The following is a 12,667-nucleotide window of genomic DNA, read 5'->3' on the forward strand; positions in this document are numbered from 1 at the left end:
CGCGTCACGGCATTATTTATTCTTTTTATCCCAGTGATTCTTACCTACATATGTCAGAACAATTCCTACCACAATAAGAAACATTTTAAAGAGAAAAAATCCGAGAAGGAAGCAGATAATCCCTGACAGATACCAGATTATACCGATAAAACCATCCATCTGACGATCTTTTTCCCTGTAGTAATCCAGTCCTCCGGGATTATCATGCGATTTATGTCTGTACTGATTTCCAGCGTAATAATCCCTGCCGCCATAATCCGTACCGCTGTTGAAATGCTGATCATTCTGCTGAGTCGCGGAATCTGTTTTTTCCACTGAATAACCGTCATCCCCATCAGAAAACTCATCCGACCTGTCGGGTACTGATTTATCAGTCATATCTGCCTGATTAAAATCATCAGTCTCAACGTTATCTGTTCTTTCAAAAGTTTCATCAGCATCATTTAAGCTGTGTGCATCCTTTGCGGAGGAAACAGATTCATCTTTACCTGACGGAGTATCGTTCGAAACATTTTTCTCTGGAGAAGGAGGTTCCTGTGCAGCGCCGGGAACTGTGGCGGTGACGGCAGACGCGATCCCTGATGATGCTCCGGCATACGGCCAGATTTCATATACATAGTCAAACCCTAAAATTTCGGCCTTGGTCTGCTGTTCATCCGTGAGAGTAAGCCCGTTTGGAAGATATACGGAACACAGATCCTGAACCAGCTCCTCAAACATGCATATCACGCCTTCGGAATTGACCGGGTATTTGCATTCGGTCTTATCGGCAAAACTGTAGGAATTTATTTCGGTAACCGTCCCGGTCTGACTGTTCAGGTATATTTCAAATTTTCTCGGGAAACTGAAAAAGTCGTATATGAACAGGTAATCCTCATCTATATGTATACCGCTGTCCCTGAATCCCAGAATATTCAGCAGCACTGCCGTTCTCTTTTTGAAATTCCTGTTTTTAAGTTCATTGAAAATACACTGAAACAGAATCAGCTGTGATTCTGATGCGGGAGAGAAGGTCTCAAAGGAGAAATTCGTATCATGGGAAAAACCGAAACTGCCGGAACTGACAAAGCGCTCTCTGTCGGATTTAAACGTCCCTGTTAGCTTGTCATGATTAAAGATATTCATGCCTTCAGCAGGTCTGTTTCCATCCTCGCTGAAATGAGCAATGCCGTAGTTTACTCCCGGAATTGCATATGAATAGGTGCTGCGCTGCTGTGCATTATAGTAGAACATTGTTTTCCTCCGACATTCTGCATTGACCGGGACAGAATAAACACTTCATCTTCTGCCTCGATACGCTTCGTGATTATATCATACGACGCCTGTCAGATATCACGACAGATACAGAGTTATCAGGAAAAGTGTGCCGTCTGCGAAGTTAAAACAAAAACGCCGTCATGTCAGACATAACGGCGCTATTTAAGGATAAGTACGGTCTTTACAGATTAATCATCCATGTACTTGACACCTACAATCAGATAGCTGACCATGGACCAGAGGGTAAGAACGGTGGCAATCAGCATCAGAACCAGGGAAAGGTATGCCATCCAGTTGTCTCTGAAGATAAATACCTGGTCTCTCCAGATTAAACCTGCTATGGACATCATCTGAATTGCTGTTTTCCACTTGCCGATCCAGCTTACGGCAACCAGACCGCGTTTACCGATTTCAGCCATCCATTCCCTCAGGGCGCTGATTACTATTTCGCGTGAAATGATGATTACGGAACAGATGGTCAGAACAATTGAGAAACCTGAAAAGTATTCGCGCTGGTGAAAACTGAACCAGCCTACCAGCATAACCAGTGCCACACATACCATGATCTTGTCCGCAACCGGATCCAGAAAAGCACCGAATTTGGAGCATACGTTCCACTTGCGGGCCAGATAACCGTCAAGAAGATCGGTAAAACATGCTATAACGAAAACCAGTGCTGCGGCCAGATTGCTCCAGTCATACGGCAGCAGAAAGAAAACAATATAAATAGGTATTAAAAAAACTCTCAGCAGAGTCAGAACGTTGGGGATTTTCTTAAACATTTTACAATCTGAACATCGAAATTCTATTATTCAATATCACGGTCCGATACTAAAATCTTCTATAAAAAGGACATGAGAACCTTTCCATAACTCAATATTATAATAGTAGGATTGAATAAAGGCAAAGGAGGGAAGCAAAAATAATGGAAAATGCAAAAACAAATCTGTTTAAATGTTCATGTTTTGACTCATTCAGGGATTTCAGAACTGAAGATTAACACTCTGCACCGGCAAAAAGAACGGGCGGGTAATGCCCCGCCCTGCCCGAAAAAAAGCTACTTTGGATTCAGCCACCATTTTTTCGCATTCTTTTTAGGCTCACAGCCGTATTTTGCAACTGTTTCATTTGCCAGCTCATAAGCCTTTTTCTGCTGGGATTTGTCTACTTTGCCGTAATAATACCTCAGCTTGGATACGACATTGTCATATCCGCATGAAGCGTAGGCGGAAGACCAGACATATGCGGATAAATAATCCCCTGTGGAAGCCTTGAGAACAGACATGTTGTAAAGAGACGCATGATTACCGTTCTCTGCTGATTTGATATACAATTCTTCAGCTTTTTCAAGATTCTTTTCCACACCCAGACCATTGAGATAAATATTGCCGAGGTCGTTGTAGGCATCAATATTACCCTCATCGGCCACGTGGGTGAAAATACGGTGCGCCTTTTCAAAATTAGGAGATGTTCCCAGGCCATGCAGGTACATTGAACCAACAATCAGATTATTTTCAGCAAGTCCCGAGGTTACGGACTTTTCAAACATCTGAAGAGCCTTGGAATTGTCATGCAGCTCACTTTCATCCATGGCATAGATATCACCGAGTTCGCCGGCGGAATCAGCATCACTGTCGGATAAAGGAAGAAGCAGCGCTTCAGCCTTTTTCACGTCTTTCGGCTGATCAAAGGCTCCGTAGGTGTATATGGAGGCCAGTGCTCTTCTTCCAGAAACCAGAGCCTCATACTCATAACTGTTTCTGCCGACAGTCTCAGGATCCACAGAGGCGATTCTGTTGAGATACTCAATGCCCCTGGCATAATCCACCGGAACGTCAGAACCGTAACTTGTCTTTCCAAGATAAATGAGAGCAACCTTGAACTGTGCCATAGGATCACCTGACTCGGCAGCCTTTGAAATAAGATTGAAGGCTCCCTTGTACTGTTTTTCGGCATACATAACGTCGGAAAGTTTTATCGTGGCTGCGGCAATTCCCAGTTCGGAAGCCTTGTTCAGCCATTTCTTCGCTCCGGGAAGATCATTTTTTTCCAGATCATAGCTTCCGAGAATATATGCTGATTCACCGTCATTGTCACCTGCCAGCTCACGCAGTACAGTCAGTCCGTATTCGGTATCGGTATCCTTTTCCTTACTGTCCAGAAGCGCAACGGCATACTCTCTCAGTTCATCAACGGAAGCAACGCCGGATCTTGAACGGCTGGCGACAAGTTCCTTGAATCTGCTGATGTTTTCAGGTGATTTATCAACCATGCCGTTCATGAACATGGCGACCTGATAATACATGGCATCCAGATCTTTCATTTTTGAGGCTTCGTCAAGATACAGCCACGCCTTTGCATAGTCCGGCTCCGTTCCTCCCCACCCGTTTATATACAGGTTGGCAAGAGCACGATAATTCTGACTGTTCCTGAATTCTGGATTGTCTATGACTTTTTCAAAAAGATTAATGATTTTCTTTGCCTTGTCCGGATGCCTGCCGAGAAAATCACCGTCATTCGAGAGTTCTCTCAGAACATCCGAGGCATACGGATAGTCCGAAAAACTGAGTCCCGGTACAAACAGGAACCTGTAAAGGTAATCAAGACCTTCGTCTCTTTTGATTTCTATTCCGCCCAGACCTTCCGTAAGAATACGTCCCATAATATACAGGGCATCAGGCTGGCTTATCGCCCTGCTGCGCTGACAGTATTCCATGGCATTGCTGTAATCGGCTTCGTCATATGCCATGTTACAGAGTTCAATATCCGATTCGCCACAGGCGGTAAGAGTGGAGAAGACAGCCAGTAAAACGGCTGATGACAATACTTTAGGACTTTCCATAGCCATAACCTCAAATGTATGAGTTAATCCTAAAAAAGCTTGGTACCGAACATCCGTTCCACTGTGTACAGCACGGATATTGAAAGCAAAAAGCCTCTTTTACAGTCAGGACAGAGTCTGATTGTCTTAAGCGGCATTGATACTGAATTCACTGCAAGTGGCGGCCGGCGATATCAGAAGCTGACATGAACCGTACGTAAAGCTGCTGACATGCATTAAAAAAACAGGCCGAATTTTTATCATACCGAAACCTGGACAATCAGTACGACTTATTAAGCACCGACACTTTCATTATAAGGCCTGCATGAAATTACTGTTGCGAGATAATTCATGTTTAGTGATTAAAATTTAGCTAAAGATGACATTTATCAGCCAGTATTGGACATAAATCACACAGATTTACAGAAAAATTATATAAGAATCATTAAAATCATTGATTTTTCTAAAAACGGAATAAAAACACGGCTTTAAAATTTCAGCATGAATGTCTCTGCCGGTATATCCGGCAGCCGTGTTTTCATCAGCATGAGAGGGAAAAATTTTTCTTTCCCGGCGTTACTGTTCGGATGGTGTTTTTTCAGATGCTTCAGCTGTTTCGGCCTCAGCCTTCTTTTTTGAGGATTTCTTTCTGGAACTGATTCTGCCCAGTATTTCCATAATCTCCTCGCTGTGACGGGCAATCTGGAAGGATATTTCGTCCTTTATGTTTTCCTTAACTCCGTCCAGCTCCTTGATGCTGCTGAACAGGCTGAAGATTCCATCGGCCGCATCCAGCATGCGGTCGTATTTACGAGCTTCCTCAATGTCCTGAAATCTAGCCACTTCCTTACCTTCTTCATCCTTTAAAATATATTCAACTTCTATAGTTCTTTTCATAATTTACGACTTTCCAAATAAATTTCTGCCATAGGACTGAATTCGACCGTAATAACAGCTGCACACATGTCTGATTTTTCACCGGAAACATAACGTACAGATTCATTATACCGCTGTAAAACAAATTCAAACAACAAATTATTTTTTATAGCGTATATATTTTATTATATCAATACTCCGGTTACGGTCAACATTTTTAATGCTCTGACCAGTAAGAAAAGCAGACTTTTTTGCCACATCTGTCTTATTTATTAATCTTTTTTCAAGGTAAAATACATCAGCATACGGTTAATACAACAGGAACAGGATGGCTGTACATAAACAGTCATCAGGGAAAAGAAAAAGAAGAAAATAGAAATGAGCAGCAGCTACAGAAGCGACGGCTACACCCCGCAGAATCTTCGCGACGCGGCAATGTGCAGTTTCAAGTCCATGCAGCATACAAAACTGCCGGCATGTCCCAGATGCGGAAAAGTCGGCAGTTACAACCGCGGAATACTGGATTCGTCTTTTGGTAAAAGAATCAATGACGCATATCATGGACACGATATTTTAAGCCGCAGACCCGGCCCCGTGCTGCAGTGCTGTACAAAGTGCGGACAGATTTTCTTCAATCCCGCAAACAGAGAGATAGCCATTACCGGTCATCCTGACAATACGGCCGTGCTTCTCGGAGCATTTCTCTTGATGATTCTGACAGTGGCGGGATACGCTGCATATCTTTACTTTTCCGGAACCTACGTATGTCTGACAGGAGAATCGTCTCTGTGTACGTCACACACTGTTTTTACCATCGTAACGGTCTTGTGTTCAGTAAGTCTGATTTTTCTGGTTTATTATACCTCCAGATATACTGATGACGTCAGAAAGGAATTCGAACGTTCAGCGGCCAGACTTGGAAATACCGAGTATCTTAAAGCAATGGCAAGATTCGGCGTCAGACTGCCGTTAAAATACCGAAACCTTATAAATTCCAGAGATAATGCAGAACATGACATTGCGGCTTCAGGCCATGATGAAAACCGCAATGACATCTATCTCACTGAAGACAACTGCTGCGGCTACTGCGGTTGTCTTCTTGACAGACATGCTCTTTTTGAAGACAGCATCGGACCTGCAGTAATCAGATGTCCTCAGTGTCACAGCAGTCTTTACAACGACAACGCGATTGAACTTGCGGCAGTTCCGGAAATACTGCGGTCATACAGATACCGCAGTTTCCGAAAATCCCAGACACGCGCAGTTATTTTATTTTCCGCACTGTCAGTGCTTTCTCTTGCGGTCATTTCTATCGCCGGATATTTTCTTAAGGACAGTCTGGGAGAACTGATTCATACAGGTCTGCGTTTCGGTTCCGGTTCGCTTAACCTTAAACTGATTGTCATTGAAACAGTAATGATATGCATCGCCATACTGACGCTGCATAAATTCCTGACCGCCATATTCAGACTTCACAGGAGCGCTCCATTCCTGAAAAGCTTCGGTACGCTTCTCAGTGAATCTGAACACAGAATGAAAAACTCAGGCTATGCCGAAAAGGTAAGTAAAGGCAGAAAGCTCATGGAAGAAAGGAATAAGGAAGAAACATCACGGAAAAAATAAAAAATGGAGTGCCGGAAGCTGTTTCAGGCATCTGATGACAGCCTGATGATTATTAGCGGAAACCGCTTTTCAATTTGTGAGATTAATCAAAATTCATCACTGTATCCCGCTTAAATGATATAATTGCCGGAACACGCAGTTTTACACACACGACGCGGTAAAGCAACCTTCTGCACCGCAGATTATCCACGGCAGATACAGTCATGATTAAATTCGTAAAAACCTATAAAGAAAATCTTATTCTCCTGCTGGCTCATTTTGCCACTGACATAAATCAGGGCTCGGTAAGCGCGGCTCTTACCGTCATGCTGAATTCCGGAGTTCTGCACAGCAAACAGGAAATGTCCTACCTCGTTCTGGCCTCAACTCTGGTTTCATCACTGATTCAGCCGATCGTAGGCTACATCAGTGACCGCAAGCCGAGACCTTATCTCATGAGTCTCGGAATCATCATCTCAGCCCTCGGTCTCATGTTCATAGGCTTTATCACGGATTTCTCCCTGCTGTTTCTGCTGCTTACCACCTCCGGCATCGGCGTGGCCATATTCCATCCTCAGGCCGGTAAAATAGCCAACAGCGTTTCCACCACCAACAAGGGAAAAGGCATGAGTATTTTCTCTGTGGGAGGAAATCTCGGCTTTACGGCCGGTCCATGTCTTATATCCGGAGCCACACTCCTCTGGGGGCTTCCGGGAATCGTGGTTATCGGCATTCCGGCATTCATCATGTCAACATGGCTGATACTGCGCAACCGCAAGTATGTTGAATACACCAGAACAGAGGAAAAGAGACAGCAGCTCAACGCATCAGTTGAACAGGAAGACTACAGAGGCTTTGCCATGCTGACCGCCATGATATTCTTCAGATCCATGGTGCTGTTCGGCCTTACCACGTTCATTCCGGTATACTTCATTGAAACCTTCGGTCTAAATTCCCAGCAGGCTAACCTCAATCTGAGTCTTATTGCCGTCTGCTCGGCATTTGCCAGTCTCGCCGGAGGGATTCTCGCTGACCGCATAGGGTTCAAGAAGGTGCTTTTCTACAGTGCCGCCTCATCCGTGCCGTTCCTGCTGATGTTTAATCAGGCATCCTCAAGCATAGCAGCCTCCCTGCTGCTTATTCCGGTAGCCTTTTGTATCTACGGCACGCTGAGCGTATCCATGGTTCTGGGACAGAAATTTCTCTGCCGCCACGTAGGCTTTGCTTCCGGCATAACCATAGGTCTCGGCATCAGCTTCGGAGGCCTCACCTCCCCGATACTAGGATATATCGCCGATACATACGGCATCGCCTACACCATGTACACCATCACCGCAGTAGCCTTCGTTGCCGCCCTGCTGGCATTTCTGGTTCCCGACATTGATAAAATCAGAGCTGACAGAAAGGCCCGTCTGGAAAAAACCGAAGCACCGGCAGAAAGATAAAACAGGAGAACAGATGAGCAATCAGGAAAAATCAGAAAGTCCGGAGCTTACTCCGGTTGCTGCTCCGGCTGATTATCAGACCGGAGAAAACGTCAGCAGGGTAGAACTGCCTCTGTCACTTGAAAAGGTGGCTGCGGGATTTCCGCTGCCGAACAACGGATATATTGACAGCTCACTGGATCTGAACGAATTCTGCATCCGTCATCCGGCATCAAGCTATATCTTTCAGGTGGAGGGAGAATCCCTGATTGATGCGGGCATCCAGCCGGGAGACTACCTTATTGTGGATCGTTCACTGCCGCCGAGAAACGGAGATCTGGTGATAGCCGCAATTCACGGGGAATTTACGGCCAAGTTTTTTAAGGACTACCCTAACCCCCAGCTGATACCGGCAAATCCGAAATACCGTCCTATTCCGCTCACTTCTGATCTGGAGTGTGAAATAACCGGAGTCGTTGTCACCTCCTTCAGAAAATACCGCCATTAAACAGAAAGCTCTCCGTCTTTATCAGAGGAGAGCTTCTTTGTTTCATAACGTCATTCTTTTTACGCCTGACAGACGATTGAGCTTCTGGTATCTCTGAATACCGGTTCAAGTCCGTTAAGACGCAGGGCATCGGTAACTTCCTTCACTGAACGGTCATCACTGATGATGAACTGCGGCAGGTCGTGTCTGTCCACCGCATACCCTCCTGGCTGAGTACTTGAAGCCGCGCTGATGGAGGTTATGGCAATCGGAGTAATCACGTCTCTGAATCGGGCGTTTTCCCTGGTGGAAATGGATATCTCCAGCATATTGTCAAAAAGACGCCATGCACAGATGGTCTGAATAAGATCCCTGTCCCCTATAGGATACTCCGGTTCAAAACCTCCGGCAGCAGGTCTGAGTCTCGGGAATGAAAGACTCATTCTGGTCTGCCAGTAATGTTTGCGCATGTACATAAGATGCATCGCCAGGGCAACGGTATCGGCACGCCAGTCATAAAGTCCGAGAAGAGCACCTATGCCCACCTTGTCCATTCCGGCATCACCCAGACGTTCAGGAGTTTCCATGCGGTAGCGCATGTCCTTTTTCCTGCCGCGGAGGTGATTACGGTCATAGCATTCAGGATCATAGGTTTCCTGATAAACCATAACGGCATCCACTCCCAGACGCCTGAGTTCAGCATACTCGTCAGTATCCATAGGCTGAACCTCCATCATCATGTATGAGGCATACTCGCCCACCACAGGCACCATTTCACGGAAATAGTCCATACCACAGCGCTGGGCGTTTTCTCCTGAAACAATCAGGATGTTTTCATAACCCATTTTACGGATTGCCTCGCATTCGATTCTGGTTTCCTCAGCATTCAGAATACGACGCCTGAACTTGTTGTTGACGGCAAAACCGCAGTAACGGCACTGATTGGAACATGAGTTGGTCAGATAGAGAGGAACATACATGTTGACGGTATTACCGAAACGGCGACGTGTATACTTCTGTGCAAGAACAGCCATGTCTGAAATATACGGTGAAGCCTTTGGCGAAATCAGGGCCATGAAATCCCCGAGATCCAGCTGTTCGTCATTACGGCTTTTGGCGAGGGCCGCGTCAACTTCCCTTTCTGATTTGTTAAGCACTTCGGCTGAGAGATCACTCAGTCTGTATCTGCCGATTTCATCAAAAAAACTCATGAATTTCTCCTATAAGCCGCAGTCCTTGAGGAACGCTTCCAGAGGGCTTGTGGCATGAGCGGTTTCGGAAACAGGACCAAGACCGGAGAGATAAGCCTTTCTGCCGGCCTTCACAGCCATGGCAAAGGCTTCGGCCATGGCTACGGGATCCCTCGCAACGCTTATGGCTGTATTGACCAGTACGGCATCGGCACCTATTTCCATGGCCAGAGCCGCATCGGAAGGTTTGCCGATTCCGGCATCAACAACAACCGGAACAGTCTTCTGAGCAATGATAACCTTCAGCATGGACATGGTGGTAAGTCCCTGATTGCTGCCGATAAGGGAACCGAGAGGCATTACGGCCGCGGCACCTGCATCGGCAAGCTTCAGACAGAGAACCGGATCGGCACTGCAGTACGGCAGAACGGTAAATCCCTGACTTACCAGAATTCTGGTGGCTTCAAGTGTTTCCACCGGATCCGGCAGCAGATAACGCTGGTCCGGGTGAACCTCAACCTTTATGAAGCTGGTTCCCAGAGCGTCACGGGCGAGATTGGCGGCAAACACGGCTTCCTTCGCATTGCGGGCACCTGATGTATTTGGCAGAAGATTCACGCCGGGAAGCTTTTTTAAAGCCGGCAGAATGGCATCTGACTCATTTCTGAAATCACATCTTTTAACAGCCATGGTCACCAGTTCGGATCCCGAGGCTGAAACAGCCCTGCTTAAAAGATCCGCAGTTGCGAATTTACCGGTTCCGGTAAACAGTCTTGAGGAAAAACTCTTTCCTCCGATTACTAATTCATCACTCATTTTAATTACCTGATATTCAGAACATCCGGAAAAAATCCGATACCGGATGTTTTCAGATATGTTACGTACAATAATTCCGGTGCGGCGCAGGAGATATTATCCTCTTCTCCGTATTCACTGAACAGGCCCCCGTTCAGTGAAGTATTCTTCTAACCGCCCTGCATAAAGGCGAAAACCGTAATACAATCGTTTTCCTTAAGCACGCAGGAGGCGTAGGTTCCGCGGGGTACAATCTCATCATTCACGGCAACGGAATAATATTCCGGAAGACCTTGAAGACCTGAAAGAAGTTCCTCAAGGCTGGATGCAGATGTTTCCACTTTTTCGTCATTTACAAAAACAATCATAAAACTCTCCGTCTAAGCGTTATCCTCTGATGTCTTTTCTGTCTTTACCGACCGGCTTTTTCTCCGGGCTCTTTCCTTTGCCGAAGTTCCGGCGGCAGAGGCTGATCTGCCGGTTCCCGTCTTTTTTGCTGAAACCGTCCTGCTCTTTGATACACCGGTTTCAGATCCGGATGAAGTCTTTTTAACGGTTCTGCCCCGGCGTTCGGTCTTAACCGCAGGATCCGAAGAACCTGCTCCCACGGCATCAAGCCATTCCCTTACGGCCGCTGCGGGATCCGGAGCGGCGGTAATGGCGGTTATGACTGCCACGGAACCGACACCGGAAGATTTCACGTCACCTAGATTATGCAGCTTGATGCCGCCGATGGCCACGGTAGGATATGCCGGGTCCACCAGCGCCACGTAATCGGCAAGTTTTGAAGGTCCCTGAGGTCTGGAGGCCATAACCTTTGAACCGGTCGGATAGATATGTCCGAGAGCTATATAGCTTGGTTTCAGCAGACATGCCCTGGCGATTTCCGCATAACCGTGAGTGGACACACCCAGTCTTAAACCTGCTTCTCTAATCGGATTAAGCTTGGCGTCTATCAGATCCTCCTGACCGAGATGCACGCCGTAGGCCTTATGCCTGATGGCAAGCTCATAATAGTCGTCAATGAAGAGACGGGCGCCGTATTTTTCACAAAGTTTCACGCTCTTGGCGATTTCCTGTTCAAGCTGTTCGGATGATTCAGGCTTCTTGATGCGAAGCTGCATGGTTTTCACCCCGTTTTCGCAGAGAATACCAATCCATTCTGAACTGTCCACCACAGGATACAGTCCCAGATCGTGGGCACACGGTGCAAATCCAGTGTTTTCCGCAGGATTGCAGATAAGCTCCAGTTCTGAAACGGTACGCGCCATATAAGGGAAATACTGCAGCATTTCACTGTTGTTTATATACCCGTGTCTGAACAGACGGCTTCTGGCTCCGACGTCCACCGAATTTTCAATGCCGCGTGTCATGTACGCCTTGGCATAGGCTATGGCATCGACGGCGTTGTATCCTTTGGCCAGCATGGCGGCAACGGCACTTGCCATAATGCATCCGGTACCGTGAACACCGGTACTGTTTGACGCACCGGCAAACCTGCCGCAGCCGAAGTAATAAACATCATTGTTCTCACCGCTGACGACGACATCATAAATGTAGGATGTCAGCTTTTCAAATTCGGAAACTCCCTGCTTTGACGACCTGCCCTTGGCGGTCTTCTCATCCTCGTTTATGAGAGCAGGCAGATGGCCGCCTTTAAGATATACGGTTCCGGCACCGAGCTTCCTGAAATAGAGAGACAGCTGTGTAAGACTGTCCATGCAGTTCTTAAGACCGGAGGTATCAACTTCAAATCCCTCACACAGAGCCAGAGCTTCGTTTAAATTAGGAGTGAACACGTCAACCAGAGGGAGAATGATGTGCAGCCACAGGCTGTAATTTATCTCCGAAAGCTCTCCGCCAGTCCCGGCAACAGCAACAGGATCCCATACCACAAGAATGTCGGGGTTGAGTTTTTTCTGCTCCCTGATAAAGGTAACCGTGGTTCTTAAAATCTTTTCGTTCGGGATTAATCCCAGCTTTATCACCTTGATTTTCGGCATGGAATCAGCTGAAAGAGCCTGCAGTTCCTTGGTAAAGATTCTGTTCTTGACAGGCTTGACCGCCAGAACCTCGTTCAGATTCTGGGCGGTAACCGCGGTAATGGCGGCAACACCGTATACACCGAAGAAATTAAGGGTGGCAAGATCCGCCGTGGTTCCGGCACCGTTTGAGCTGTCGGTTGCGGCAATGGTCAGTACTGTATCCAACATAT

Annotated in this window: 11 protein-coding genes; 3 read left to right on the forward strand and 8 right to left on the reverse strand. The window is 46.6% G+C overall.

Going from position 1 to position 12,667, the window contains the following annotated elements; translation table 11 throughout:
- Positions 1–12: 12 nt before the first annotated feature.
- From BMY80_RS04500 to BMY80_RS04515, 4 genes are all read right to left on the reverse strand, one after another.
- Positions 13–1,233, reverse strand: coding sequence for a hypothetical protein (locus tag BMY80_RS04500; RefSeq protein ID WP_093141306.1), 1,221 nt, complete (start codon positions 1,231–1,233; stop codon positions 13–15).
- Positions 1,234–1,445: 212 nt separating this feature from the next.
- Complete coding sequence (gene pgsA / locus BMY80_RS04505) at positions 1,446–2,039, reverse strand: CDP-diacylglycerol--glycerol-3-phosphate 3-phosphatidyltransferase (RefSeq protein ID WP_093141308.1); 594 nt, start codon at positions 2,037–2,039, stop codon at positions 1,446–1,448.
- Positions 2,040–2,314: 275 nt separating this feature from the next.
- Positions 2,315–4,099: a tetratricopeptide repeat protein gene (locus BMY80_RS04510; protein WP_177178491.1), complete on the reverse strand. Its 1,785-nt coding sequence runs from the start codon at positions 4,097–4,099 to the stop codon at positions 2,315–2,317.
- A gap of 555 nt (positions 4,100–4,654) precedes the next feature.
- Complete coding sequence (locus tag BMY80_RS04515) at positions 4,655–4,975, reverse strand: YebG family protein (RefSeq protein WP_031579210.1); 321 nt, start codon at positions 4,973–4,975, stop codon at positions 4,655–4,657.
- 357 nt (positions 4,976–5,332) lie between these two features.
- Between BMY80_RS04515 and BMY80_RS04520 the strand changes: the two genes are divergently transcribed.
- From BMY80_RS04520 to BMY80_RS04530, 3 genes are all read left to right on the forward strand, one after another.
- Positions 5,333–6,577: a hypothetical protein gene (locus tag BMY80_RS04520; RefSeq protein WP_093141313.1), complete on the forward strand. Its 1,245-nt coding sequence runs from the start codon at positions 5,333–5,335 to the stop codon at positions 6,575–6,577.
- 203 nt (positions 6,578–6,780) lie between these two features.
- Positions 6,781–8,001, forward strand: coding sequence for an MFS transporter (locus BMY80_RS04525; RefSeq protein ID WP_093141316.1), 1,221 nt, complete (start codon positions 6,781–6,783; stop codon positions 7,999–8,001).
- A gap of 13 nt (positions 8,002–8,014) precedes the next feature.
- Positions 8,015–8,488 (forward strand): LexA family protein, encoded by a 474-nt coding sequence (locus BMY80_RS04530; protein ID WP_084155428.1) that lies wholly within the window; start codon positions 8,015–8,017, stop codon positions 8,486–8,488.
- Between the two features lie 59 nt (positions 8,489–8,547).
- On the opposite strand, the gene thiH is transcribed toward BMY80_RS04530, so the two are convergent.
- The 4 genes from thiH to thiE form a co-directional block, all read right to left on the reverse strand.
- On the reverse strand, positions 8,548–9,678 hold the full coding sequence (thiH, locus tag BMY80_RS04535; RefSeq protein WP_093141319.1) for a 2-iminoacetate synthase ThiH: 1,131 nt from the start codon (positions 9,676–9,678) through the stop codon (positions 8,548–8,550).
- 9 nt (positions 9,679–9,687) lie between these two features.
- Positions 9,688–10,473: a thiazole synthase gene (locus BMY80_RS04540; protein WP_093141321.1), complete on the reverse strand. Its 786-nt coding sequence runs from the start codon at positions 10,471–10,473 to the stop codon at positions 9,688–9,690.
- A gap of 149 nt (positions 10,474–10,622) precedes the next feature.
- The gene (gene thiS, locus BMY80_RS04545) at positions 10,623–10,820 is read right to left on the reverse strand and encodes a sulfur carrier protein ThiS (protein ID WP_093141324.1); all 198 of its coding nucleotides are present in this window, start codon (positions 10,818–10,820) and stop codon (positions 10,623–10,625) included.
- A gap of 12 nt (positions 10,821–10,832) precedes the next feature.
- A complete protein-coding gene (thiE, locus tag BMY80_RS04550) occupies positions 10,833–12,665 on the reverse strand; it encodes a thiamine phosphate synthase (RefSeq protein ID WP_093141326.1) in 1,833 nt (610 codons plus the stop codon).
- Between the last annotated feature and the right edge of the window lie 2 nt (positions 12,666–12,667).

The organism is Ruminobacter amylophilus (assembly GCF_900115655.1).
Lineage (GTDB): Bacteria > Pseudomonadota > Gammaproteobacteria > Enterobacterales > Succinivibrionaceae > Ruminobacter > Ruminobacter amylophilus.

Bases quoted from the DNA above. Each gene is read 5' to 3' on its own strand.
- BMY80_RS04500 (WP_093141306.1), bottom strand. From the start codon at position 1,233: ATGTTCTACTATAATGCACAGCAGCGCAGCACCTATTCATATGCAATT.
- pgsA (WP_093141308.1), bottom strand. From the start codon at position 2,039: ATGTTTAAGAAAATCCCCAACGTTCTGACTCTGCTGAGAGTTTTTTTA.
- BMY80_RS04510 (WP_177178491.1), bottom strand. From the start codon at position 4,099: ATGGAAAGTCCTAAAGTATTGTCATCAGCCGTTTTACTGGCTGTCTTC.
- BMY80_RS04515 (WP_031579210.1), bottom strand. From the start codon at position 4,975: ATGAAAAGAACTATAGAAGTTGAATATATTTTAAAGGATGAAGAAGGT.
- BMY80_RS04520 (WP_093141313.1), top strand. From the start codon at position 5,333: ATGAGCAGCAGCTACAGAAGCGACGGCTACACCCCGCAGAATCTTCGC.
- BMY80_RS04525 (WP_093141316.1), top strand. From the start codon at position 6,781: ATGATTAAATTCGTAAAAACCTATAAAGAAAATCTTATTCTCCTGCTG.
- BMY80_RS04530 (WP_084155428.1), top strand. From the start codon at position 8,015: ATGAGCAATCAGGAAAAATCAGAAAGTCCGGAGCTTACTCCGGTTGCT.
- thiH (WP_093141319.1), bottom strand. From the start codon at position 9,678: ATGAGTTTTTTTGATGAAATCGGCAGATACAGACTGAGTGATCTCTCA.
- BMY80_RS04540 (WP_093141321.1), bottom strand. From the start codon at position 10,473: ATGAGTGATGAATTAGTAATCGGAGGAAAGAGTTTTTCCTCAAGACTG.
- thiS (WP_093141324.1), bottom strand. From the start codon at position 10,820: ATGATTGTTTTTGTAAATGACGAAAAAGTGGAAACATCTGCATCCAGC.
- thiE (WP_093141326.1), bottom strand. From the start codon at position 12,665: ATGTTGGATACAGTACTGACCATTGCCGCAACCGACAGCTCAAACGGT.